The sequence below is a fragment of the Halorubrum coriense DSM 10284 genome, assembly GCF_000337035.1.
Classification (GTDB): Archaea; Halobacteriota; Halobacteria; order Halobacteriales; family Haloferacaceae; genus Halorubrum; species Halorubrum coriense.
On record NZ_AOJL01000013.1, the window covers coordinates 21,817 to 40,593 of the forward strand.

General features: G+C 70.0%; 20 protein-coding genes. 13 read left to right on the plus strand and 7 right to left on the minus strand.

What is annotated here, in order from left to right; translation table 11 throughout:
* The 3 genes from C464_RS02305 (at nt 1) to C464_RS02315 (ending at nt 2,959) form a co-directional block, all read left to right on the plus strand.
* Nucleotides 1-1,821: a ribosome biogenesis/translation initiation ATPase RLI gene (locus C464_RS02305; protein ID WP_006111887.1), complete on the plus strand. Its 1,821-nt coding sequence runs from the start codon at nt 1-3 to the stop codon at nt 1,819-1,821.
* Nucleotides 1,822-1,872: 51 nt separating this feature from the next.
* Entirely contained in the window at nt 1,873-2,616 is a 744-nt protein-coding gene (locus C464_RS02310; RefSeq protein WP_006111888.1) for a creatininase family protein, read from the plus strand.
* A 76-nt stretch (nt 2,617-2,692) separates the two neighbouring features.
* A complete protein-coding gene (locus C464_RS02315; RefSeq protein WP_006111889.1) occupies nt 2,693-2,959 on the plus strand; it encodes an HAH_0734 family protein in 267 nt (88 codons plus the stop codon).
* A gap of 27 nt (nt 2,960-2,986) precedes the next feature.
* Here C464_RS02315 and C464_RS02320 read toward each other — a convergent pair whose 3' ends face one another.
* The 3 genes from C464_RS02320 to C464_RS02330 all read right to left on the minus strand — a co-directional run bounded on the left by C464_RS02320 (nt 2,987) and on the right by C464_RS02330 (nt 4,509).
* The gene (locus C464_RS02320; RefSeq protein ID WP_006111890.1) at nt 2,987-3,613 is read right to left on the minus strand and encodes an L-threonylcarbamoyladenylate synthase; all 627 of its coding nucleotides are present in this window, start codon (nt 3,611-3,613) and stop codon (nt 2,987-2,989) included.
* Between the two features lie 124 nt (nt 3,614-3,737).
* On the minus strand, nt 3,738-4,247 hold the full coding sequence (locus tag C464_RS02325) for a redoxin domain-containing protein (RefSeq protein ID WP_006111891.1): 510 nt from the start codon (nt 4,245-4,247) through the stop codon (nt 3,738-3,740).
* Nucleotide 4,248: 1 nt separating this feature from the next.
* Nucleotides 4,249-4,509: a glutaredoxin family protein gene (locus tag C464_RS02330; protein ID WP_006111892.1), complete on the minus strand. Its 261-nt coding sequence runs from the start codon at nt 4,507-4,509 to the stop codon at nt 4,249-4,251.
* Nucleotides 4,510-4,661: 152 nt separating this feature from the next.
* Here C464_RS02330 and C464_RS02335 point away from each other — a divergent pair, with 152 nt between their 5' ends.
* Nucleotides 4,662-6,086 (plus strand): hemolysin family protein, encoded by a 1,425-nt coding sequence (locus C464_RS02335; RefSeq protein ID WP_006111893.1) that lies wholly within the window; start codon nt 4,662-4,664, stop codon nt 6,084-6,086.
* A 76-nt stretch (nt 6,087-6,162) separates the two neighbouring features.
* Here the strand turns inward: C464_RS02335 and C464_RS02340 are convergent, their stop codons facing one another.
* On the minus strand, nt 6,163-6,894 hold the full coding sequence (locus C464_RS02340; protein WP_006111894.1) for a DUF5781 family protein: 732 nt from the start codon (nt 6,892-6,894) through the stop codon (nt 6,163-6,165).
* Nucleotides 6,895-7,039: 145 nt separating this feature from the next.
* Here C464_RS02340 and C464_RS02345 point away from each other — a divergent pair, with 145 nt between their 5' ends.
* Nucleotides 7,040-8,098: a WD40/YVTN/BNR-like repeat-containing protein gene (locus C464_RS02345; protein ID WP_006111895.1), complete on the plus strand. Its 1,059-nt coding sequence runs from the start codon at nt 7,040-7,042 to the stop codon at nt 8,096-8,098.
* 43 nt (nt 8,099-8,141) lie between these two features.
* On the opposite strand, the gene C464_RS02350 is transcribed toward C464_RS02345, so the two are convergent.
* Nucleotides 8,142-8,861, minus strand: a complete 720-nt coding sequence (locus C464_RS02350; protein ID WP_006111896.1) for a queuosine precursor transporter — start codon at nt 8,859-8,861, stop codon at nt 8,142-8,144.
* Nucleotides 8,854-9,069, minus strand: a complete 216-nt coding sequence (locus tag C464_RS02355; RefSeq protein WP_006111897.1) for a ribbon-helix-helix domain-containing protein — start codon at nt 9,067-9,069, stop codon at nt 8,854-8,856. Before C464_RS02355 ends, C464_RS02350 begins: the two co-directional genes overlap by 8 nt.
* Before the next feature lie 156 nt (nt 9,070-9,225).
* On the opposite strand from C464_RS02355, the gene C464_RS02360 reads away from it, so the two are divergent.
* The 4 genes from C464_RS02360 (at nt 9,226) to C464_RS02375 (ending at nt 13,567) form a co-directional block, all read left to right on the plus strand.
* Nucleotides 9,226-9,807 carry a biotin transporter BioY gene (locus tag C464_RS02360; protein ID WP_006111898.1) on the plus strand — a complete coding sequence of 194 codons (582 nt, stop codon included), beginning with the start codon at nt 9,226-9,228 and terminating at the stop codon, nt 9,805-9,807.
* Nucleotides 9,804-10,568, plus strand: a complete 765-nt coding sequence (locus C464_RS02365) for an energy-coupling factor ABC transporter ATP-binding protein (RefSeq protein ID WP_006111899.1) — start codon at nt 9,804-9,806, stop codon at nt 10,566-10,568. The genes C464_RS02360 and C464_RS02365 overlap by 4 nt, the downstream gene beginning before the upstream one ends.
* Entirely contained in the window at nt 10,565-11,278 is a 714-nt protein-coding gene (locus C464_RS02370; RefSeq protein WP_006111900.1) for an energy-coupling factor transporter transmembrane component T family protein, read from the plus strand. Before C464_RS02365 ends, C464_RS02370 begins: the two co-directional genes overlap by 4 nt.
* A gap of 111 nt (nt 11,279-11,389) precedes the next feature.
* Nucleotides 11,390-13,567 (plus strand): (Fe-S)-binding protein, encoded by a 2,178-nt coding sequence (locus tag C464_RS02375; protein ID WP_006111901.1) that lies wholly within the window; start codon nt 11,390-11,392, stop codon nt 13,565-13,567.
* Between the two features lie 31 nt (nt 13,568-13,598).
* On the opposite strand, the gene C464_RS02380 is transcribed toward C464_RS02375, so the two are convergent.
* Nucleotides 13,599-13,895 (minus strand): DUF7853 family protein, encoded by a 297-nt coding sequence (locus C464_RS02380; protein ID WP_006111902.1) that lies wholly within the window; start codon nt 13,893-13,895, stop codon nt 13,599-13,601.
* Nucleotides 13,896-14,136: 241 nt separating this feature from the next.
* Between C464_RS02380 and C464_RS02385 the strand changes: the two genes are divergently transcribed.
* Genes C464_RS02385 through pstB form a run of 4 tightly spaced genes read left to right on the plus strand, consistent with a single transcriptional unit; the run spans nt 14,137 to nt 18,761 of the window.
* Nucleotides 14,137-15,129 carry a PstS family phosphate ABC transporter substrate-binding protein gene (locus C464_RS02385; protein ID WP_006111903.1) on the plus strand — a complete coding sequence of 331 codons (993 nt, stop codon included), beginning with the start codon at nt 14,137-14,139 and terminating at the stop codon, nt 15,127-15,129.
* Nucleotides 15,130-15,185: 56 nt separating this feature from the next.
* Complete coding sequence (gene pstC / locus C464_RS02390; protein ID WP_006111904.1) at nt 15,186-16,160, plus strand: phosphate ABC transporter permease subunit PstC; 975 nt, start codon at nt 15,186-15,188, stop codon at nt 16,158-16,160.
* Entirely contained in the window at nt 16,160-17,926 is a 1,767-nt protein-coding gene (gene pstA, locus C464_RS02395; protein WP_006111905.1) for a phosphate ABC transporter permease PstA, read from the plus strand. Before pstC ends, pstA begins: the two co-directional genes overlap by 1 nt.
* A 1-nt stretch (nt 17,927) precedes the next feature.
* Nucleotides 17,928-18,761: a phosphate ABC transporter ATP-binding protein PstB gene (gene pstB / locus C464_RS02400; RefSeq protein ID WP_006111906.1), complete on the plus strand. Its 834-nt coding sequence runs from the start codon at nt 17,928-17,930 to the stop codon at nt 18,759-18,761.
* Nucleotides 18,762-18,777 lie beyond the last annotated feature (16 nt).

The window sequence follows — 18,777 nt, forward strand, 5'->3', positions numbered from 1 at the left end:
ATGGCCGACGACAGCATCGCGGTCGTGGACCTCGATCGGTGTCAGCCCGACCGCTGTAACTACGAGTGTATGAAGGACTGCCCGCCCAACCGGACGGGCAAGGAGTGTATCACGACGCGCGGCGAGGACGCCGAGGAGGGCGACCCGGATCAGATCCACATCTCCGAGGAGATCTGTCTGGGCGAGACCTGCGGCATCTGCGTCAACTCGTGTCCGTTCGACGCCATCGAGATCATCAACCTCCCCTCCGAGCTTGACGACGATCCGGTCCACCGCTACGGCGACAACGCGTTCTCGCTGTACGGCCTCCCGACCCCCGAACCGGGCAGCGTCACCGGGATCCTCGGGCCGAACGGGATCGGGAAGTCGACGGCCGTCCACGCGCTCGCCGGCGAGATGGTCCCGAACCTCGGCGACCACGCCGCCGACGGCGACTGGGAGCGCGTCCTCGACCGCTTCCGCGGCACCGGGCTCCAGAACTACCTCGAATCGCTTCGCGACGGCGACGTGACGGTCGCGCGCAAGCCGCAGTACGTCGACCAGATCCCGAACCAGTTCGACGGCAACACCCGCGAACTGCTGGAGCGGACCGACGAGCGCGGCGCGCTCGACGACCTCGTCGACCGGCTCAACATCCGCCCGGTGATGGACCAGGACATCGACTCCATCTCCGGCGGCGAACTCCAGCGCGTCGCCATCGCGGCGTGTCTCGCCCGCGACGCCGACTTCTACTTCCTCGACGAGATCACGCCGTACCTCGACATCGGCCAGCGGATGATCGTCGCCCGGCTCATCCGCGAGCTCGCGGACGACGACGCGGCCGACCGGTCGATGCTCGTCGTCGAACACGACCTCGCCATCCTCGACCTCCTCGCGGACACCCTCCACGTCGCGTACGGTGAGCCCGGCGCGTACGGGGTCATCACCGACCCGAAGTCGGTCCGGAAGGGCATCAACGAGTACCTGAAGGGATACCTCGACAACGAGAACATGCGGATCCGCCCCTCGGCGATCACCTTCGAGGAGCACGCGCCCCGGGTCGCCTCCCGGAGCGAGACGCTGATCGAGTACCCGGACCTGCGGAAGTCGTACGGGGACGGCGAGTTCGAACTCCGCGTCGAGGGCGGCGAGATCAACCGCTCGGAGGTGCTCGGCGTCGTCGGCCCGAACGGGATCGGGAAGTCGACGCTCGCGCAGCTGTTCACCGGCGACTTGGAACCCGACGAGGGCGAGCTCGACTTCGCGCTCGACATCTCCTACAAGCCGCAGTACATCGACATCGACCAGCACATGCGGGTCGACGCGTTCCTCTCGTCGATCACCGACGAGTTCGGCTCCTCCTACTGGAACACCGAGATCGCCCAGCCGCTCCAGCTGGAGCGCGTCATGGAGCAGAACCTCTCGGACCTCTCGGGCGGGGAGCGCCAGCGCGTCGCCATCGCCGCGTGTCTCTCCGACGACGCCGACCTCTACCTGCTCGACGAGCCCTCCGCCCACCTCGACGTGGAGCAGCGCGTGCGGGCGACGACCGCGATCCGCCGGTACGCCGAGAACCACGACGCGACGGTGATGGTGATCGACCACGACATCTACATGATCGACCTCCTCGCCGACCGCCTGATGGTGTTCGACGGCGAGCCGGCCGAGCACGGGCGGGCGGCCCCGCCGCAGGACATGCGCGACGGGATGAACGAGTTCCTCGCCGACCTCGAGATCACCTTCCGCCGCGACGAGCGCACCGGACGCCCCCGGATCAACAAGCCCGGCTCGCAGCTCGACAGCCAGCAGAAGCGCGACGGCGAGTACTACTACTCCGGTTGAGACGGTCGCCGCTACCCCGAACCTTTCCTCGCCCGGCTCCGGATCGCCGCCATGCCAGAGACGGACGCCGACCTGTTCGGCATGACGTGGGAGGACGCCGAGACCGCGGTCGACGACGCCGACTTCGCGGTCCTCCCGGCCGGCAGCATCGAGCAGCACGGGCCGCACCTCCCGGTGTCGACCGACACGCTCCGCGCGGACCACCTGACGGCGGAGCTCGTCGACGCAGCCGGCGAGTTCGACCTCGACCTGCTGCGGCTCCCAACCCTCCCGTACGGCCAGTCGGAACACCACATGCGGTTCCCGGGGACGATCACCCTCTCGACGGAGACGTACGTCGACGTGGTCCGCGAAATCGGCGAGTCGGTCGCGGAACACGGCGTCGACCGCCTCCTGATCGTGAACACCCACGGCGGCAACCGGGAGCCGCTGTCGATCGCCGCCGACCGGCTCGGCCGCGACACCGACCTGACGGTCCACTTCGTCCACTGGACGGACTTCGCGCGAGAGGACTTGGAGGAGGCGTACGGCGAGGGGTGGGGTCACGCCGGCGACCACGAGACGAGCTTCGTCGAGCTGTACCGCCCGGACCTCGTTCGGACGGAAGAAAAGACGCCGCAGGAGGCGGACGAGATGCCCCGCACCCGGAGCTATGAGTACTTCGATCAGGTGACCGAACTAGGCGGGCTCGGCGACCCGACGAACAGCGACCCGGACGCGCTCGAACCGATCGTCGAGGCGACGACGCGGGAGATCCTCGGCGCGCTCGTCGCGGACCTCGACGCGGGGTGGTGAGCGCGACGCGGCTCCGACCCCGCTTCCAATCTGCGGTATCGAAGCGATTAAGCCCGGAACACGCGAACCCCGGCACATGTACCACCTCATCATCCGCGGCGACCCCGACATACGGAAGGACGCGGTGATCGAGCACGACGGCGAGGAGCTGGTCTGTTTCGGCATCAACGTCCAGGGCGGCTGGCACGGCCCGGACGAGCCTCAGCTCTGGTGTACCGTCGGCACCGAGGACGAGCGCGAGGCCTACGACAAACGCGAGTACGTCCCCCACTGGCTCGACGTCGAGACGGTCGACGCCGAGGACCTCGACGTGATCAAGGCGAAGGGCGACCTCTCCGTCTGACGCTCCGACCGCTTCTCGCGGACGCTCCTACCCGTCCACCGGCGGGTCCGCCAGCCACGCCTCGATGGCCCCGGCCATCGCGCCGCGCCGGTGGATCGTCCCCGCGTCCGGGTCGACGACCGTGCTCTCGGTCCCGGGCGTCTCGCCGCCGTCGATCACGGCGGCGACCCCCTCGCGGACCCGGTCGTCGAGGTCGCCGAGGTCGGTGACGCTCCCGGTCCCGGAGACGTTGGCGCTCGTCGCCGTGAGGGGACCGGTCTCGGCCATGAGCGCCCGCGCGAGGTCGTGGTCCGGCACGCGGATCCCGACGTGGTCGCGGCCGGCGGTGAGCGCGTCCGGCACGCGGTCGCCGCGCTCGACGACGACGGTCACCGGCCCCGGGAGGAACGCCCGGGCGAAGGCCACCGCCCGCTCCGTCGGGCGGGTGTAGCGCAGGGCGTCGTCGACGCTCGCCACGCCGAGCGAGAGCGGGTTCGACCGGTCGCGACCCTTCAGGTCGAAGGCGCGCTCGACGGCGGCCGCGTCGAGCGCGTCCGCGCCGAGCCCGTACACCGTCTCGGTCGGGTAGACGACGAGTTCCCCGCGGTCGACGGCGGCGGCCGCCGCGCGCAGCTCGTCGGATCGGTCCGGGTCGTCGCTCGTGTCGGCAGTCACGGCCGTCCGTTCGACGCGGAGTTGAAAAAGGGTGACGAGTGGATGCGCGGCGCACGCACCGGCGCGAGCGGCTGCGGTGGTCGCCGACGGTCGGCGGCGTCAATCGGCGAAGCCGGCGACCGGATCAGTCGACGAGGTCGGCGACCGCGTCGTCGATCGCTTCGCCGTCGGGGAACTCCGGGTGCTCGCTCGCGACCCACGCGTGCTCGACGGTGCGGTCGGCGTCGAGCAGGAAGACGGCCGGGCGGCTCTCCGTGATCCCCGTCATGCCGTCGATGTCGTGCGCGAGGCCGTACTCCTCGATCACGTCCGCGCCCGGGTCCGAGAAGATCCGAACGCCGTCGCCGCGGTCGGCGAGCAGCCGCTTGTGGGCGTACGGCGTCGAGATGGAGACGCCGAGGACGTCGACGTCGTCGCTCCACCCGTGGTCGTCGACGGTGTTGTACAGGTACGTCCCCTGGAACGCGCCGTCCATCGGGTGGAACAACAGGAGGGTCGGCCCGTCGACGACGTCGGCGAGCGCGCGGTCCTCCCAGTACTCGTCGTTCACGAGCGGGCGAGTGAAGTCGGGCGCGGTGTCGCCCTCGGCGACGTGGTCGGTCTCCGGGAGCGAGACGACGTCGAAGTCGACCATCTCAGGCACCTCCCTCGCCGTAGGTCCCGTTCAGGTACTCGACGATGTTCGCGCTCTCGGACATGGTGACGCCGGTCTCGCGGTCGACGATCGCCGGGACGCTCCGCGCGCCGGAGACGCGCTTGACGACGTTGCGCTCGGAGTGCATCGGCTCGACGTACCGGGACCGATACTCCAGGTCGAGTTCGTCCAGCGTCCGGACCACGCGCTCGCAGAACGGACACGCCTGAAGCCGGTACAGGGTGATCTGTGGCTCGCTCATGTCCCGCGATTCGCTCGCGAGACGGGTAATCGTGTCGGCAGCGGCACCCCGCGGGTGCGGCGGACCCGAGCCGCCTCGGACCGCTTGTTCCGTCCGGTCGAGGGTTGCCGAAGGGAACGCTTTAATCGCGGGCCGACGGATGACAAACGGATATGGGCTTGTCGTCTAGCGCGCCGGTGATCGACGTCCTCCAGATACCGATGCCGGGCGAGGGAATCGTGACCGCCCTCGGCGTCGCTGCGATCCTCCTGTTGGTCGGGCTCTCGGCGTTCTTCTCCTCGTCCGAGATCGCGATGTTCTCGCTGCCGCAACACCGCATCGACAGCCTCGTCGACGAGGGGGTGACGGGGGCGGAGACGATCCGGGACATGAAACAGAACCCCCACCGACTGCTGGTGACGATCCTCGTCGGCAACAACATCGTCAACGTGGCGATGACCTCCATCGCCACCGCGCTCTTCGGGATCTACCTCTCCCGGGGGCAGTCGGTGCTGGCGACGACGTTCGGCATCACGACGCTCGTGCTGATCTTCGGCGAGAGCGCGCCGAAGTCGTACGCCGTCGAGAACACCGAGTCGTGGGCGCTCCGAATCGCCCGCCCCCTGAAGGCCTCGGAGTACGCGCTCTACCCGCTCGTCGTCCTCTTCGACTACATCGTCAAAGGCGTCAACAGCGTCATCGGCGGCTCGGCGGCCATCGAGTCGACGTACGTCACCCGCGACGAGATACAAGACATCATCGAGACGGGCGAGCGCGAGGGCGTCATCGAGGAGGAGGAGCGGGAGATGCTCGACCGCATCTTCCGGTTCAACAACACCATCGCCAAGGAGGTGATGACGCCGCGGCTCGACGTCACGGCGGTCGCGAAGGAGGACTCGGTCGAGGAGGCGATCGAGACGTGTATCCAGGCCGACCACGAGCGCGTCCCGGTGTACGAGGGGAACCTCGACAACATCATCGGCGTGGTGACGGTGCGCGACCTGGTGCGCGAACTGCGCTACTCGGAGGGGGAACCCTCCCTCGAACGGGTCGTCAAGCCCACGCTCCACGTCCCCGAGTCGAAGAACGCGGATGAGCTGCTCGCGGAGATGCAGGACAACCGCCTCCAGATGGTGACGGTCATCGACGAGTTCGGCACCACGGAGGGGATCATCACCCTGGAGGACATGGTCGAGGAGATCGTCGGCGAGATCTTAGAGGGCGACGAGGAGGCCCCGGTGGAGTTCGTCGACGACAACGTCGCGGTCGTCCAAGGCGAGGTGAACATCGACGAGGTCAACGAGATACTCGGGATCGACCTCCCGGAGGGCGAGGAGTTCGAGACGCTCGCCGGCTTCGTGTTCAACCGCGCCGGGCGACTCGTCGAGGAGGGCGAGGAGATCGAGTTCGACAGCATCCGGATCCGCATCGAGCGCGTCGACAACACCCGGATCATGTCCGCGCGGGTGACGGTCCTCGACGGGACCCCCGCGGCGACGGACTCGACCGCGCCGGTCGAGGCCGCCGATTCGACCGACGAGACCGGGGCGGCGGAAGCGGACGCGGGCGGCGACGCCGCGCAGAACGACTCGCCGTAGACGCCGTCGAGGCGCGTTTCGGGAACCTCCCGCGGGCGTCGACGGACGACGGCGCTCCGCCCGCCGAACGCCGGACTCAGACGGCGTACGCGCGGGCGGCCGCGACGAGCGCCTTCCGGTAGTCGCTCTCCGAGGGGTCGTGCCCGAGGTCGAGGAACCGCTTTTTGAACGCGTCGACGTCGACCGCGTCCGTGTCGCTGCCGGCCGCCCGCGCGAGGTCGTAGATCCGGTGGTCGGGGCCGGCGATGTCGTGGCGCTCCACGAGGGCGAGCGCGAACGCGGCGTTGACGGCCGTTATCTCCGGGTCGGCTCCGGCCGTCACCGGCGGCGACCCGGTCCGCGACACGTCGGGGCGGTCCGCGACCGCGGCCGCCAGCGTCGACTCGAGGAAGCCGAGGAGCTTGTCCGCGGGGGCGACGGAGAGCGTGATGTCGTCGGCGTAGATGTCTTTCATGTGATTCGCGATCTGGTAACAGTGGGCGAGCTTTCGCCGTTCGACCGACTCGCCGGAGAGGCCGAGGTACAGCGCCTCCTCCGTGGACTGGAGGTGCGAGGGGTGGCCCTCCTCGTAGCGGGCCATGTGCGCGAGTTCGTGGATCGCCAGTTCGCGCGCCATCGCGCTCGTGGCGGCCCGTCGGGAGACGTTCAGGACGTGGTGGTCGTCGTAGTGGCCGGCCCAGGTCCGCTCGTCGGGGTCGTCGCGGACCACGACGCGGACCGGCGCCTCGACGGAGCGCTCGGTCTCGAAGAGGTCCGCCGCGCCGAGAAACGGGTCTGGGGGGACGTCCCCCTGAACGCGAAGATCCATGCGTACAGTTCGCACGGGGGGCGGCGGTAAGTCTCTTGCGCTCGTGGAACCCGTCCGCGGACGCCCATCGCGTCGACGCGCCGAGGCGTCGGCCCCCGCGGCGACCCGGCGTACGCTTTTCACTCCGGTGCCCGAACGCCGAGATATGCGCATCTACGCGGCCTACGACGACGGGGTCCGGCTCGTCGACCCCGCGACCGGCGCGGTCGAGACGCGCCTGTCGGGCCAGCGCGTCGAGTGCCTCTCGGCGACGCCCGGTGCGGCGCGGACCGCCGCCGACGATGGCGACGCGACCGGATCGGCGCGCGTCCTCGCGGGGACGTCGGAGGCGGGACTGTTCCGCTCCGTCGACGGCGGCGAGCGGTTCACCCGCGCGGCCGCCGTGACGCTCGGCCCCGAGGGGTCCGGCCCGGACGCGGTGACCGCGGTCGCGACGAGCCCGCACGACCCCGAAGTCGTCTGGATCGGCACGGAGCCCTCGCGGGCGTACCGCTCCGCGGACGGCGGCGAGACGGCGAGGCGGATCGACGGGCTGACCGACCTCCCGTCGGCGTCCGAGTGGTCGTTTCCGCCCCGACCCGACACCCACCACGTGCGGTGGATCGAACCCTGCCCGGCCGACCCGGAGCGGTGGCTCGTCGGTATCGAGGCGGGCGCGCTCGCCGTGACGGCCGACGGCGGCGAGACGTGGACCGACCGGCCGCCGGGGTCGCGTCGCGACACGCACGCGATGGCGACCCACCCGGACGCCCCCGACCGCGTCTACGCCGCCGCCGGCGACGGGTTCGCCGAGAGCGACGACCGGGGCGACTCGTGGCGCGCCCGCGACGCCGGCCTCGATCACGGCTACGTCTGGGGGCTCGCGGTCGACCCCGGCGACCCCGACACCGCGATCGTCAGCGCGGCCGAGAGCGCGACCGCGGCCCACCGCCGCGGCGAGGCGTTCCTGTACCGCTACCGCCGAGACGGCGCGGGAAACGAGGGGTCCGCGGACGACCTCGGCCGGTTCGAGCGCCTCGACGACCGCGGATTCCCGACGGGATCGGGGACGCACCGCGCGGTCCTCGCGACCGGGCGGGCCGCCGGAGAGATCTGGGCGCTCTCGAATCGGGGGCTCTTCGTCACCCGCGACGCGGGCGACTCCTTCGACCAGGTCCCGGTCGACCTCCCTGACCGCCCGGCGCGGGCGCTGGCGGTCGCCTGAACTGCCGGCGAGGCGAAAACGAGGCCGTCCCCGGCCGGTTCGGTCAGTCTCGGACCGCGCCGACGACGAGGTAGACGACCGGCGTGTCGAGGACGGCGATCGCGAGCTTGAGGAGGTACTGGCCCAGCCCGAGCGCGAGCAGGACGCTCCCCGGGAGCGGGCTCCCGACGCCCAGCAGGACCGGAGCAGCGTAGAAGGCGACGCCGACGAAGATGGCGGTGTCGAGCGCCTGACTCGTCGCCGTCGACGCGAGGTTGCGCAGCCACAGCATCCGCTCGCCGGTGCGGTCGCGGATCGCGTGGAACACGAACACGTCCCAGTTCTGACTGACGACGTACGCCAGCAGGCTGCCGGCGACGACGTTCGCCGCCGGGCCGAGCGCCGTCTGGAAGGCGGCCGACACCTCGGGGTCGATTCCCGGGGCCGCGAGCGTCGACCAGACGAGCGCCAACACGAGGAAGTTGGCGACGAACGCGACGTTGACGACGACCTGCGTCGCCCGCCGCCCGTACAGCTCCGCGTAGCAGTCCGACGCGAGGAAGGTGAGCGCGTACGCGAGCGCGGCCCCCGGCAGCGTGATCTCGGGCCCGACGACCGGCAGCGCGAACGGGAGGGGGAGCGCGAGCACCTTCGCCGCTGTGACCTGCGCCGTCGCGAGCGCGACGGTGAACAGCGTGACGAGCGCGACCGCCGCGACCGCCGACCGGTCGAGCGGGTCGGTCCGGAAGGGGTCCCGCTGGCCGCCCGTCGCCCGGCTACTCATCGCTCCCCTCGCCGGGCCCGGTCGCGGTCGACGGTCCCCCGTCGTCGAGGCGGTCGTGGCGGGCGTCGATCTCGTCGAGCAGGTCGAGGTTCTTCCGGATCGACGCGCGCACCGCGTCGCTGCGGTTCACGAACTTCCCGTCGTCGCCGACGTGCTCGTCGAGATCGTCGAGGAGCTCCGCCGGGATCTCGACGCTTATCTTGGGCATACTCGCGTCGTGGACGCCGGGCGGGCATGAACGTTATTATCCGAGGATTATCCGCGGGTTCTCACGGTAGTCGTTCGACGAACTCGGTCGTCTCACTCCGCCCGCGTCCGTCTCGTAAACCGCTACGTTGAAGTGGGTTTACGAGACCGTTCAACCATGGCAACGAACACGGAGTCCGTCGACCTCGTCGGCGACGAGGCGGCGACGAACCTCGCGCGAGCCGCGCTGTTCGCGGCGCTCGTCGGGGCGTTCGCGTACGTCACGTTCCCCAACCCGGTCTCCCCGGTGGACGTGACCCTTCAGGTGCTCGGCGTCTTCCTCGCCGGGATCTTCCTCGGCCCCGTCTGGGGCCCGGCCTCGCTCGTCCTCTACCTTGCGGCCGGGGCGCTCGGCGCGCCGGTCTTCGAGGGCGGCTCGGCGGGCGTCGGGGCCCTCGTCGGCCAGTCGGCCGGCTACCTCTGGTCGTACCCGGTCGCCGCGGCGGTCGTCGGCGCGGTCGTCCACCGGGGCGCGACGCCGCGTGACCTCGACGCCGTCGGCCTCCCGACGCTCGTCGGCGCGATGGTCCTCGGCACCGTCGTCATCTACGGCTTCGGCGTCGCCGGGCTCGCGCTCGTCCTCTCGCTCGGGCCGGTCGAGGCGGTCACCGTCGGCGCGGTCGCGTTCCTCCCGGCCGAGGCCCTGAAGGTCGCCGCCGCCGTCGGCGTCGTCAGGTCCGACGCGATCGCCGCGGCGTGATCGACCTCGACGGCGTCACGTGTCGGTACGGCCGGGGCGGGGGCGACGGGGACGCCGACGCCGCGGTCGCCACCGTCGCCGTCGACGACGTGTCGCTCTCCGTCCCCGACGGCGAGTTCCTCGTCGTCGCCGGCGCGAACGGCTCGGGCAAGACGACCCTCGTCCGGACGTTCAACGGGCTCGTCGAACCGGACGCCGGCACCGTGACGGTGAACGGGACGCCCGTCGACGAGGACCTCGTCGCCGCGCGCTCCGCGGTCGGAATGGTGTTCCAGGACCCGCGCGACCAGCTGGTCGCCGCCACCGTCGGCGCGGATGTCGCGTTCGGGCCGGAGAACCTCGGACTCTCGCACGACGAGATCGACCGACGCGTCGCGGACGCGCTCGCGGCGGTGAACATGGCGGGCCGGGAGCGCGAGCGGATCGACTCCCTCTCGGGGGGCGAGCGCGAGCGCGTCGCCATCGCCGGCGCGCTCGCGATGGATCCCGACCACCTCGTGCTGGACGAGCCCTTCACCGGCCTCGACGAGCCCGCGCGGCGGTCGGTCGTGGACCGGCTCCGGGCGCTTCACCGCGGCGGGACGGGCGTCGTCGTCGTCACCCACGACCTCCGCGACGTCGCCGCGCTCGCCGACCGGATCGTCGGCCTCGCCGACGGGCGGGTCGCGGTCGACGCGCCCCCGGACGAGGCGGTCTCGGCGCTGCCCGGACTCGACGTCCGGGTCCCCGAGAGCGGGAAGTTCGCGTCCCCGGCCGAATGACGCTCTCGTTCGTCCCCGGCGGCTCGCTCGCCCACCGGCTCGACCCGCGGTCGAAGCTGCTCGTTCAGGTCGGGTTCGCGGCCGTCGCGTACGCCTACACCACGCCGCGGGGGCTCGCCCTCCTCACGCTCGTCGCGGTCGGCTGCCTGCGCGCCGCCGACGGGGGCGCGCGGGACCTGTGGAGCTACCGCGTCGCGTTCCCCGTCCTCCTCTTCGCTCCGCTCGTCGCGGGCGCGACGGTCGGCGCGCCGTGGTTTCGCGTCGAGCGCGCCGTCGCGACGGGACTCGCGAGCTACCGCGTCCTCCTGCTGCTCGTCGTCGCGGCCGCGTACGTGCGGTCGACCCCGGTGCGGGAGTCGCGCGCGGCGCTCCAGCGGACGGTCCCCGGCCGGTTCGGCGTCTTCCTCGGCGTCGGCGTCGCGCTCGTCTTCCGGTTCCTCCCCCTCCTAAAACGCGACCTCGCGGCCTCGCGCGCGGCGGTCCGGGCCCGACTCGGCGCGGAGCGGTCCCGCCGCGAGCGGATGCGGCTGGTCGCGGTCGGCGGCCTCTCGCGGGCGTTCTCCCGCGCCGACCGCCTGGGGACCGCGCTCGTCGCCCGGTGTTTCGCGTGGAACCCGACGCTCCCGCGGCTGGCGTTCCGCCGCGTCGACGCCCCGGCGCTGGCGCTCGCCGGCTCGATGTTCGCGGCCGCGGTCCTCCGGGTCGCGTGACCCTGTCCCCGAGGAGCGCGCCCCGTCGCCGTCCCGGCGTCGGGTGAAACGCCGCGCGACGAACACCTCGTTGTGGCAAGTTTTAACCCGACCCTATCCCGGTGATCGATCATGACTCCCCTACAGGCGGCCACCCGCGAGACCTTCTGGACCATCGGTCCCGTGGGGAAGGCCGCGTTCTACTGGCTCGCCGTCGTCGCGATCCTCGTCTTCCTGTACGGCGTGTACGCGCGGTTCGCGGCGTACGCGCGCGGGAGCGCCGACCCCCGCGACCGGCTGTCGAACCTCCCCGGCCGAACGGTCGCCGCGACGAAGACCGTCCTCTCGAACGAGAACCAGTTCGACGGGGACCTGTACACCGGCGTGATGCACACGTTCGTCCTGTGGGGGTTCCTCGTCCTGCTCGTCGCGACGACCATCCTCGGGATCGACATCGACCTCTACCGTCCGCTCACGGGCGAGTCGTTCTGGGTCGGCGACTTCTACCTGGCCTACCAGTTCGCCGTCGACGCGTTCGGGCTGCTGTTCGTCGTCGGTGTCGGGATGGCGGGCTACCGCCGGTACCGGAACCGCGAGGGGCGGCTGTGGGGCAAACACACCTCCTTCGAGGACGCGGCGTTCCTCTGGACCCTGTTCCTGCTCGGGGTCGGCGGCTTCGTCGTCGAGGGCGTGAGCATGGTCGGTCAGCCGCAGCGGGCGACCGAGACGGTGAGCTTCGTCGGGATGGCGCTCGCCACCGGACTACAGACGGCCGGGCTCACGGCCGCGGGCGCCGAGGCGGCGTACGGCGTCCTCTGGTGGAGCCACTCGCTGCTGGCGTTCGCGTTCGTCGCGTGGATCCCGTACGCGAAGCCGTTCCACATGATCTCCTCGTTCGCGAACGTCGTCGCCCGCGACGAGAAGGCGGGCGCGCGGCTCCCGAACGTCCCCGCCGACCTCGATCACACGAACGCGGAGTCGCTCGACGACTTCACGTGGAAGGAGCTACTGGACGGCGACGCCTGTACGAAGTGCGGGCGCTGTACCGACGCCTGTCCCGCCGACACGGTCGGGCGCAACCTCGACCCCCGGAACGTCATCCTCGACCTGAAGGCGTACCGGGAGTCGGTGAGCGACGACCCGGTGGCGGGCAGCGGTGGCGGGGCGGTCGCGACCGACGGCGGTGTCGCGAGCGCAGACGGAGGTTCGGTCCCCATCGTCGCCGACGAGGGCGGGGTGATCGACGCCGAGTCGATGGAGTCGTGTATGTCCTGTATGGCGTGTATGGACGCCTGCCCGGTCGACATCGAACATCTCACCTCCTTCACGAAGATGAACCGCCAGCTCGTCGACGAGGGGGCGGTCGACTCGAACCTCCAGGACGTGTTCCAGGACGTGATGGGGAAGGGGAACACCTTCGGCGAGTCGCAGTCGACGCGGGGCGACTGGGCGGACGACCTCGACGACGTCGACGTGCCGGACGCCCGCGAGACCGAGGTGGAGTACCTCTGGTACGTCGGCGACTACCCGAGCTTCGACGACCGGAACAAGAAGGTGGCGCGGGCGCTCGCCCGCCTGTTCGACGAGGCCGACGTGTCGTTCGGCATCCTCTTCGACGACGAGAAGACGGACGGCAACGACATCCGCCGGATCGGCGAGGAGTTCCTCTACCTCGAGCTCGCCGGCCACCACGTCGAGACGTTCGCCGACTGCGAGTTCGAGAACATCGTCTGTACCGACCCCCACTCGTACAACACGATCAAAAACGAGTACCCCGAGGTCGACTTCGCGGAGTTCGCGGACGACCCGATGATGCCGTTCGACCGCGAGGAGCCGTGGAACGCCGACGGCGCGGTCGACGTGTTCCACTGGACGCAGGTCGTCGAGGAGTTAGTCGAGAAGGGCCGCCTCGGCCTCTCCGGCGACGAGCTCGACTACACCGTCACCTACCACGACCCCTGTCACCTCGGGCGGTACAACGACGAGTACGAGGCTCCCCGGGAGCTGATCCGCGCGACCGGCGCCGACCTCCACGAGATGCCCCGGTCCCGAGACGACTCGTTCTGCTGTGGCGGCGGCGGCGGCGGGCTCTGGACCGAACACGAGGAGGCGGTCAAGCCGAGCGAGGAGCGCCTGCGCGAGGCGGTCGAGGACACCGACGCGGGCGCGGCCGTCGAGAAGTTCGTCGTCGCCTGTCCGATGTGTACGACGATGTTCGAGGACGGGCGGAAGACGGGCGACTTCGAGGACCAGATCGAGATCGTCGACGTGGCGGAACTGCTGATCGAGGCGGTGGACGCCGGCCCCTGACGGCCGGACGCGCACGTCTGCGGCCGTCGGCCTACGCCCGCCGCGACTGCGCGCCCGCCGCCTCGTCCGTGCGCCGCAACAGCGCCCGTCCGGGGGCGCGGTCGCGGACCGGCGCGTCGCCGAGGTAGTCGACGAGCGCGTCCCGGAGCAGGGCGACGCCCTCGTCGTCGAGCGCCGCCCCCCGCTCTATCGACTCGATCGGGCGGCGGTACGCGGGGTCCTCGTCGGTCGCGTTCCGCGCGGCGTCGAGCAGCGCGGCGTGAGCCACCCACGCCTCTTCCCGGGAGGCCGTCGGCGCCGGCGGCTCGTCTGTCGTGGGAGGGGTCATTCGTCCGGCTTCTCCCGTCACGGGGACTTAAAACTACGTCTCGGTTCGCGGTCTGCGGCGACGGCGCGCCGCCGATTTCGGTCGCCGCCGCTTTCCGTCGCCCACCGCCCCTCGGCCGCAGCGAGACGGATTATATAGTAATATATAGAATATGTACCAAAATATAGCGCTATTTGGCCGTACGCGACCCCCCGTACCGTTCATAGCATACTACTTAACCGGAACTCGCCCATCTCGGGTGATGGCTTCCAGCCACGACGCGGACGCAACGGGAATCACTCGGCGGAAATCGCTCGCGGCTATCGCCAGCGCGGGGGCGCTCGGACTCGCCGGCTGTACGCAGAGCGGAGACGGCGGCGACGGCGGCGACGAGCTCTCCGGACCGATCAACATCGCCGGGTCGAGTACGGTGTTCCCGCTGATGAGCGCGATCATGGAGGACTTCGCCGAGCAGCACCCCGGCGTCGACCCCGACATCAGCTCGACGGGCTCGGGCGGCGGGTTCTCGAACTTCTTCTGTACGGGCGACACCGACTTCAACAACGCGAGCCGCCCGATCCAGCCGGAAGAGGAGGAGCTGTGCGCGGACAACGGCGTCGAATACGTCGAACTCATCGCGGCGACTGACGCGCTCACCGTCGTCGTCAACCCCGACGCGGACTGGATCGACTCGCTCACCACCGAGGAACTCGCACAGATCTGGAAGTCGGACCCCGTCCAGACGTGGGACGAGGTCCGCGACGAGTTCCCGAACGAGGAGATCGAGCGGTTCGGCGCCGCCGACACCTCCGGCACGTACGACTACTTCATCGAGGCGATCCTCGGCGAGGAGGGCCACACCGGTGACTACCAGGCGACCGAGCAGGACAACACGATCGCGCAGGGCGTCTCCGGCAGCGAGTACGCCATCGGCTACTTCGGGTTCGCGTACTACTTCCAGAACCCCGACCAACTGAAGGCGCTCGGGATCGACGACGGCGACGGGCCGGTCGAGCCGAGCCTCGAAACGGCTTCGTCGGGCGAGTACACGCCGCTCTCCCGGCCGCTGTTCACCTACCCGTCCATCGAGTCGCTGGGCGAGGAGCACATCGCGGAGTTCGCCCGCTACTTCGTCGAGCAGACGACGAACGAGGACCTCGTCGCCGGCGACGTCGGCTACGTGCCAGCCACCGAGGAGACGCAGGAAGAGCAGCTGCAGACCCTCGAAGACGCGATCGAACAGGCGCAGGGCTGAGCCCACGCGATGAACCGGTGTATTGATTTACGACAGCGTTCGATACCCCACCGTTCGTGACTGACAGCACAGAGAGTCCCGACCTGTCTCGACGGGGCGGGCTCACACGACTGAAAGAGGGAACATACGGCGGCCTGTTCGCGGCGTGCGCGGCGATCACCCTGCTCACGACGGCCGCGATCTTCGTCACGCTCTTGTCGGACGCGGTGGTGTTTTTCCGCTCGATCCCGATAGCCGAGTTCCTCGCCGGCACTAACTGGAGCCCGAACCCGGCGGGTGGCGGGCAGGCGTTCGGCATCGTCCCGCTGTTGATCGGGACGATCACGGTGACGGTCACGGCGGCGTTCATCTCGATTCCGGTAGGGACGCTCACCGCCATCTACCTCAGCGAGTACGCGACCCCGAACGCCCGGTCGATCCTGAAACCCCTGCTGGAGATCCTCGCCGGGATCCCGACGGTCGTGTACGGCTACTTCGCGCTCGTGTACGTCACCCCGGCGCTGAAGGCGACGCTGTTCCCGGAGATGAGCACCTTCAACGCGCTCGCGGCGTCGATCATGGTCGGCATCATGACGATCCCGATGGTGTCGTCGATATCCGAGGACGCCATGAGCGCGGTACCCGACGAACTCCGTCAGGCCGGCTACGGCCTCGGTGCCACGAAGTTCGAGGTCTCGACCGGGATCGTCGTCCCGGCGTCGATCTCCGGGATCGCCTCCTCGTACATCCTCGCCGTCTCCCGTGCCATCGGCGAGACGATGATCGTCGTCGTCGCGATGGGCGCGCAGGCGCGGATGCCCGAGGTCCAGCAGGCGCTCTTCGGTATCCCGTTCGTCAATCCCGCCGACGTCCTCTTACAGTCCGGAATGACGATCACCGTCGCGATGGTCCAGATCACCGGCGGCGACCTCACCGGCGGGACGCTCCCGTACAACTCGATGTTCGCGCTCGGTCTCGCGCTGTTCGCGGTAACGCTCGTTATGAACGTAATCAGTGATATCATCGCGCAACGCTACCGGGAGGAGTACTGATGGCGACCGACAACGCGAACGCGGACGGGTTCGGCGAGGTCAGTCGGGTCCGCGGGATCGTCTTCGAGTACCTCTCCTTCGGCGCGAGCGTGTTCGGACTCGTCGCTCTCGGCGTGCTGCTCGTGTACGTCGCGATCGACGCCTTCGACCTCGCGAACGCCAGCCCCGAGTGGCTGTTGACCTACTTCCTCACGCTCGTCGTCCCCTTCCTCGCGTTCTGTCTGTACAGCGCGAACGACCGCGGGGTCACCCGGCGCGCGCTCGGCGCGCTCGGGGGCGGCCTCGTCGCCGTCGCCGCGCTGTTCACCGCGGTCGAGACGCTCGTCTCGCCGATCCCCCGACTCAACTGGCAGCTCGCGTACCTCTTCGTCGTCGGGGCTCCGGCCACCGCGTACCTCGCGTACGTCGGGAGCGGCGGCCGCGTCGGAGCGGTCGGCTTCGGGCTCCTCGGTCGGCTCGTCGGCGGCGTCGCCATCGGGCTCGCGGTCGGCACGCTGTTTCTGGTGTTCGACCCGCTGCTGTGGTTCCTCGCGTACACGCTCGGCGTCCTCCCGGCCGTCGGGCTGTACGCGGTCGGCCGGCGTCGGTCGACGCCCCGAGCGCAGACCGCGGCGGCACCGGTCGGCCTCGCGGGACTGATCGCCGCGGTGGTCCTCCGCGACGTGGTCTCCACGTACCCGTCGGACCTCATCATCTACCTCTGGACGGTCGCGGTCCCGGTCGCGGCCGCCGGGGGGCTCCTCGTCGCCGGCCGCCGCGGACGAACCGCCGCGGCCGTCGTCGCCGGCCTCCCGCTCGCCGTCGCGACCGCCGGGGGATTCCTCGCCGCGGGCGCCGGGCTCCCGGCTCCCACGGTCCTCCTCGTGCTCGTCCTGACCGGCGTCCCGACCGCGGCGTACGTCTCTCGCGTGGTCGACGCCGGGGAGGGTCTCGCCGGTCTCGGGCTCCCGCTCCTCCTCGGTGCGGGCGTGATCGCCGGGGCCCTGATCGTCGAGGCGTGGGGCGTTCCGGCCCCCGACCCGTGGCTCGACGGGTCGTTCCTCACCGGGGCACCCTCTCGGACGCCGACCGACGCCGGGCTCTATCCGGCGATCGTCGGGTCCGTCATCATCATCGCGTTGGTCGCCGTGCTGTCGTTCGCACTCGGCGTCGGCACGTCCGTCTTCCTCGAGGAGTACACGCCCGAGAGCGGTCCGCTCGGCACGCTGACGCGGATCCTTCAGGTCAACATCGCGAACCTCGCGGCGGTCCCGTCGGTCGTTTACGGGCTCCTCGGCCTGGGACTCTTCGCGAACCTCCTCGGACTCGGCATCGGGACGGCGGTGACCGCGGCGCTGACGCTGTCGCTCCTCATCCTGCCGATCACGATCATCTCCGCACAGGAGGCGATCCGGTCGGTGCCGGACGACCTCCGGCGGGGCTCCGACGCCATGGGCGCGACACGCTGGCAGACGACGAAGAACGTCGTGCTCCCCGAGGCGATGCCGGGCGTCCTCACCGGGACGATCCTCGCGCTCGGCCGGGCCATCGGCGAGACCGCGCCGCTGATCATGATCGGTGCGGCGACGACGGTGTTCAGAGCGCCGGACAGCCTGTTTAGCCGGTTCAGCGCCATGCCGATGCAGATCTACACGTGGGCGGGCTTCCCGCAGGCCGACTTCCGGTACGGCGTCGTCGCCGCGGGCGTTATCACGCTGCTGATCATTCTTGTCGGCATGAACGGAACGGCCATCCTGCTGCGGAACCGCGCGGAACGGGGGAGTTAACATGAGCAACACGACATCAGACGACTCGCTGATCACGACGGAGGTACAGGCGGACTCGAACGACGACCGCGCGGCATCCGCCGCCGAAACCGCGGTGGCGGCGCGCGACCTGAACGTCTACTACGGCGACGAACGGGCGATCGACGACGTGACGATGGAGATCCCCGAGAAGCGGGTCACCGCGCTCATCGGCCCCTCGGGCTGCGGGAAGTCGACGTTCCTCCGGTGTATCAACCGGATGAACGACATGATCGAGATCTGCCGCGTCGATGGCGACGTGGAGTTCGGCGGCAAGAACGTGTATGACACCGACGTCGACCCCGTCGCCTTACGCCGGAAGATCGGGATGGTGTTCCAGAAGCCGAACCCGTTCCCGAAGTCGATCCGCGACAACGTCGCGTACGGGCTGAAGATACAGGGATTCGACGGCGATGTCGACAAGCGCGTCGAGGAGTCGCTGAAGGGGGCGGCGCTGTGGGACGAGGTGAAAGACCAGCTCGACTCCTCGGGGCTCGAACTGTCCGGCGGCCAACAGCAGCGCCTCTGTATCGCTCGCGCCATCGCGCCGGACCCGGAGGTCATCCTGATGGACGAGCCGACTTCGGCGCTGGACCCCGTGGCGGCCTCGAAGATCGAGGACCTGATCGACGACCTCGCAGAACAGTACACCGTCATCATCGTCACCCACAATATGCAGCAGGCGGCCCGTATCTCGGACCGGACCGCCGTGTTCCTCACGGGCGGCGAGCTCGTCGAGTACGACGACACCGCGAAGATCTTCGAGGACCCCGAAGAGCAGCGCGTCGAGGACTACATCACGGGCAAGTTCGGGTAACGTCCCCCGAAACCCA

Coding starts and splice junctions, on each gene's coding strand:
- C464_RS02330 (WP_006111892.1), bottom strand. CDS start 4,509: ATGAGCGAGCCACAGATCACCCTGTACCGGCTTCAGGCGTGTCCGTTC.
- pstB (WP_006111906.1), top strand. CDS start 17,928: ATGAGCAACACGACATCAGACGACTCGCTGATCACGACGGAGGTACAG.
- C464_RS02315 (WP_006111889.1), top strand. CDS start 2,693: ATGTACCACCTCATCATCCGCGGCGACCCCGACATACGGAAGGACGCG.
- C464_RS02375 (WP_006111901.1), top strand. CDS start 11,390: ATGACTCCCCTACAGGCGGCCACCCGCGAGACCTTCTGGACCATCGGT.
- C464_RS02305 (WP_006111887.1), top strand. CDS start 1: ATGGCCGACGACAGCATCGCGGTCGTGGACCTCGATCGGTGTCAGCCC.
- C464_RS02350 (WP_006111896.1), bottom strand. CDS start 8,861: ATGAGTAGCCGGGCGACGGGCGGCCAGCGGGACCCCTTCCGGACCGAC.
- C464_RS02340 (WP_006111894.1), bottom strand. CDS start 6,894: ATGGATCTTCGCGTTCAGGGGGACGTCCCCCCAGACCCGTTTCTCGGC.
- C464_RS02310 (WP_006111888.1), top strand. CDS start 1,873: ATGCCAGAGACGGACGCCGACCTGTTCGGCATGACGTGGGAGGACGCC.
- pstA (WP_006111905.1), top strand. CDS start 16,160: ATGGCGACCGACAACGCGAACGCGGACGGGTTCGGCGAGGTCAGTCGG.
- C464_RS02380 (WP_006111902.1), bottom strand. CDS start 13,895: ATGACCCCTCCCACGACAGACGAGCCGCCGGCGCCGACGGCCTCCCGG.
- C464_RS02325 (WP_006111891.1), bottom strand. CDS start 4,247: ATGGTCGACTTCGACGTCGTCTCGCTCCCGGAGACCGACCACGTCGCC.
- C464_RS02385 (WP_006111903.1), top strand. CDS start 14,137: ATGGCTTCCAGCCACGACGCGGACGCAACGGGAATCACTCGGCGGAAA.
- C464_RS02355 (WP_006111897.1), bottom strand. CDS start 9,069: ATGCCCAAGATAAGCGTCGAGATCCCGGCGGAGCTCCTCGACGATCTC.
- C464_RS02345 (WP_006111895.1), top strand. CDS start 7,040: ATGCGCATCTACGCGGCCTACGACGACGGGGTCCGGCTCGTCGACCCC.
- C464_RS02370 (WP_006111900.1), top strand. CDS start 10,565: ATGACGCTCTCGTTCGTCCCCGGCGGCTCGCTCGCCCACCGGCTCGAC.
- C464_RS02360 (WP_006111898.1), top strand. CDS start 9,226: ATGGCAACGAACACGGAGTCCGTCGACCTCGTCGGCGACGAGGCGGCG.
- C464_RS02335 (WP_006111893.1), top strand. CDS start 4,662: ATGGGCTTGTCGTCTAGCGCGCCGGTGATCGACGTCCTCCAGATACCG.